Below are 3,579 nucleotides of genomic sequence, written 5' to 3'. Positions count from 1 at the left end.
TGACAATACTTGGCTGGCGACGGCCCGGGAAGATAGGTAGCGCCAACACTGAGAGACAGTCAATTGACTGTCTCTTTTTTGTTATTGTTTGTAACAGTTTTGTGAGGATTTATTGGACCGAACACTTTAAAATCGTTTTAGGTTCTGATTTCGTCTTTATTTGCGAACGGTCTGGGAAATAGGGAGGAGGCCCCATGGTAGATCCCAATAATCGACAGCTCCGGCCGCCCATTCACCGCAGCTGGCTGCGTTTGCGTCTGGGAAAACTCTATTACGGCGGACGGCGCCGTCTTCTGTGGATGTCGCCCCGGTTTCACTGGGCCAAACAGCGTCAGACGGAGCGCCTGCCGTATATGCTGATTTCACACGCCACACCCTTGTACCGCCATCTGCGGGGGGAGGATCAGGAACTCCAGGAAAACAAGGTGGCTAATCTCCGGCTTGCAGTGGCCCGGCTGGATGGGATTGTCCTGTATCCCGGCGAGACCTTCAGCTATTGGCGGCTGATCGGAAAGCCCACCCGCCGGAAGGGCTATCGAGACGGGATGGTGCTGTTTCTAGGCCGGATCGGCAGCGATGTGGGAGGCGGGCTGTGCCAGCTCTCCAATCTGATTTTCTGGATGACTCTCCACACGCCGCTGACGGTAGTGGAGCGGTACCGTCACTCTCACGATGTCTTTCCGGATACCAACCGGACCCAGCCCTTCGGCAGCGGCGCCACCTGCGCCTATCCCCACCGGGATCTGATGATCCGCAACGACACGGAACAGCCCTTCCAGCTCTGTGTCCAGGTGGGAAAGCAGGTTCTGAAGGGAGAGTGGCGGGCCCCGGCACCTCCGGTCTGCCGCTATGAGATCGTAGAGAGGAACCACCGGATGGACCAGGCATCCTGGGGCGGATATGTGCGGCATAACGAGCTGTACCGCCGCATCTATGACCTGGAGGGGGGCCTGCTGGAAGAGGAATTCCTCTTTGCAAATGACGCCATCATGATGTACAGCCCGCTTCTGCCGGAGGAGTCCTGACGCGGGCTTGTATTCTTTCCAAAACCGTGGTACACTATGAACAACCCTACTGAACCAAAGAGAGGTGTTTTTATGGATGCAAAAACGACGGGTATTGTCGCTTATATTACCTGGATCGGTCTGGTGATTGCCTTTGTACTGGGCGACCGGGAGGGCGCGAAATTCCATCTGAATCAAGCGCTGGTGATCTGGCTGGCGGGGCTGCTGAGCTTCATTCCATGTATCGGCTGGCTGTGGGGCATTTTTTGCTTCATCTGCGCGGTGATGGGCTTCATCTCCGCTGTCAATGGAGAGGAGAAGGCAGTTCCTCTGCTGGGACAGATCCGGTTGCTGAAGTAAAGGAGAAAGGGCCGCGCGCTGCGCGGCCTTTTTGCTGTTTACAGGGAGGAAATTTTATGCAGAGAGGTTCTATGACAGACCGGGAGGCCTATCCGACCGCCTGGATCACCCTGGCGGTTCTGGTGTTGCTATATCTGCTATGGCGCTTTGCGCTGGGGGCACCCACTGTCAGCCGCTGCTGGGTCTGGGAGCACTGGCATGTCTACTGCCCGGGCTGCGGAGGGACACGGGCGCTGATGGCCCTAGCCCAGGGACGGGTAGGCGCGGCTCTCTGGTACCACACGCCGGTGGTGATCACGCTGGCCCTGGCAGCGATCTATCTGTTTTCTCAAACCGCGTGGCGGCTGCGGGGAAAGCGGGGCTGGGTCCTGCGCTATGACCGCCGCTGGCCGATGGTCCTAGTGGGGCTGTTCCTGGCCAACTGCGTGGTCCGGAACGTCCTGTGGCTGGGCCTCGGCGTCCCGCTGTGAAGCGAATATGAGCCGCCTCATTGCGAGGCGGCTTTTTTGCGAGTACACCGTAACATTTTGCCACGCTGCTGGGTCATACAGGCAGAACAGGAGAAGGGGGGGAAGGACATGACGCTGCCGGAGCAAGAGCGGGAGCGGTTCTGCCAAGTGCTGCATCACAGCCGGACCAGCCTGTACCGTCTGGCTTTCAGTATCACCCGGAACAGCAGCGATGCTCAGGAGGCGGTGGCAGAGGCAGTCTGCCGGGCCTATGAGCGGTATCCTCAGCTGCGGGAAAAGGAGAAGCTGCCCCGGTGGCTGCTGAAGATCACCGCCAATGAGGCCCGGCGTCTCTGCCAACGGCGAGGCCGGACAGTCTCTTGGGATGATCTGCCCACGGAACCGGCAATACCGGGCCGGGAGACGGGGGACGATACCCTTTGGCAGGCGGTGCAGACCTTGCCACGAGACCAGCGGGAGGCGGTGGTGCTGTTCTACTATGAGGACCTGCCCACAGAGGAGATCGCCCGGATCGTGGGGACGTCCCCGGGGGCGGTGCGGGTCCGGCTGAGCCGGGCACGTGAGAAGCTGCGGAGCATCTTGAAGGAGGGAGACTATGGATGAGCTGGACGCCCGCCTGCGGGCAATGGCAAAGCGGGAGGACTGGGCCCTGCCCGCGGCCTATGAGTCGGCTATGGACGGGCTGGAGGAACAGATCCGCCAGGGCACCCTGGACCGGCCCGGAAAACGGCGGCTGGGGAAGCGGGTGCTGTTGCTGGCGGCGGCGCTGGCAGTACTGGCCTGTGGTTTTGCCGTGGCGGCGGAGCGCATGGGCTGGCTGAGCCCAGTGGTGGATGACGGCGGCAGCGGCGGAATGCTGAAGACCTGCTCCGTCCAGGTAGATCAGACCGTGGAGGGGAATCACTGCGATCTGACGCTGGAGAACGCCATCACCGACGGCCGGGTGATCTACTGCCTGGTAACGGCCCGGTATGATGAATCGTTCCCCGATATCGATGATGTAATGGAGGACACCCTGCTATTCGCCGGAAGCTGGGCGGATGTCATCAGCTGCTGGCGGGTGGACCAAGGCAAGGAACTCAACACGGCCCGGTTTATTCTGGCCACCGGGCAGGTGTCGGAGAACGCTCAGGAGAATTGTGAAGAGAACTACCTGGGACGGGAGGTGGAGCTGGTGGTGAAGATGCTGAACGACCGGGACACTGGCGTGATGCACCCCATTGAGATCTATGCATTCCATGTCCGGATGAATGACACGATCCCTGTTCGGGAGGTCAGTTGGCCGGACGGCACCCGGGCGGTGGTGACGCCCCTGCGGGCGGAAGTCTGGTTTCCTGTGGAAGAGACCTCTTATGACCTATGGCTGGAAGAGTCCCAGTCCGCTGTCACCTGGGAGGAGGACTTTCTCGCAAAGCAGGTGCTGACACTTTATTTTACTGACGGCAGGGCCCTGGAGATGGAGGATGCTTTGACCCAGCGGATCCAGAGAGGCACCCATGCCATCCACATAGAATTCGTGGAGGCGTCGGAGCAGAGAGCACCGCTCTGCCACCTGTCCCTGCTGTCGCCCCGGCTGCTGGACCCGGACAGCGTAACCGGCTTGGAGTTGAACGGACAATGGTACGAATTCCCGGCGGCATAACTGCAAAAGGCCCGAAGAGCCAGCACTCTCCGGGCCTTGTTCGTTCACTCCTGATAGAGCGGGAACCGCTTGCACAGCTCCGCCACTTCCGCACGGACCTGCT

General features: G+C 60.4%; 5 protein-coding genes. All 5 read left to right on the top strand.

Annotated features, from left to right (window positions below):
- The first annotated feature begins 353 nt into the window (after window positions 1–353).
- The 5 genes from QVE23_RS10625 (at window position 354) to QVE23_RS10605 (ending at window position 3,476) form a co-directional block, all read left to right on the top strand.
- Window positions 354–1,025, top strand: a complete 672-nt coding sequence (locus QVE23_RS10625) for a VanW family protein (protein WP_287554112.1) — start codon at window positions 354–356, stop codon at window positions 1,023–1,025.
- Window positions 1,026–1,097: 72 nt separating this feature from the next.
- Window positions 1,098–1,364 (top strand): hypothetical protein, encoded by a 267-nt coding sequence (locus tag QVE23_RS10620; protein ID WP_025545273.1) that lies wholly within the window; start codon window positions 1,098–1,100, stop codon window positions 1,362–1,364.
- A 56-nt stretch (window positions 1,365–1,420) separates the two neighbouring features.
- On the top strand, window positions 1,421–1,834 hold the full coding sequence (locus QVE23_RS10615; RefSeq protein WP_051320039.1) for a DUF2752 domain-containing protein: 414 nt from the start codon (window positions 1,421–1,423) through the stop codon (window positions 1,832–1,834).
- A gap of 108 nt (window positions 1,835–1,942) precedes the next feature.
- Window positions 1,943–2,437: an RNA polymerase sigma factor gene (locus QVE23_RS10610; RefSeq protein WP_256264814.1), complete on the top strand. Its 495-nt coding sequence runs from the start codon at window positions 1,943–1,945 to the stop codon at window positions 2,435–2,437.
- Window positions 2,430–3,476, top strand: a complete 1,047-nt coding sequence (locus QVE23_RS10605) for a hypothetical protein (protein ID WP_287968194.1) — start codon at window positions 2,430–2,432, stop codon at window positions 3,474–3,476. The genes QVE23_RS10610 and QVE23_RS10605 overlap by 8 nt, the downstream gene beginning before the upstream one ends.
- Window positions 3,477–3,579: the final 103 nt, after the last annotated feature.

Origin of the sequence: Oscillibacter sp. KLE 1728 (assembly GCF_934833455.1) — a bacterium.
In the GTDB taxonomy this organism is placed as follows: domain Bacteria; phylum Bacillota; class Clostridia; order Oscillospirales; family Oscillospiraceae; genus Oscillibacter; species Oscillibacter welbionis.
This window is presented reverse-complemented; position numbering and strand designations above follow the sequence as displayed.

Excerpts from the sequence above, each read along its gene's own strand:
- QVE23_RS10625 (WP_287554112.1), top strand. The coding sequence starts at position 354 with ATGCTGATTTCACACGCCACACCCTTGTACCGCCATCTGCGGGGGGAG.
- QVE23_RS10620 (WP_025545273.1), top strand. The coding sequence starts at position 1,098 with ATGGATGCAAAAACGACGGGTATTGTCGCTTATATTACCTGGATCGGT.
- QVE23_RS10615 (WP_051320039.1), top strand. The coding sequence starts at position 1,421 with ATGCAGAGAGGTTCTATGACAGACCGGGAGGCCTATCCGACCGCCTGG.
- QVE23_RS10610 (WP_256264814.1), top strand. The coding sequence starts at position 1,943 with ATGACGCTGCCGGAGCAAGAGCGGGAGCGGTTCTGCCAAGTGCTGCAT.
- QVE23_RS10605 (WP_287968194.1), top strand. The coding sequence starts at position 2,430 with ATGGATGAGCTGGACGCCCGCCTGCGGGCAATGGCAAAGCGGGAGGAC.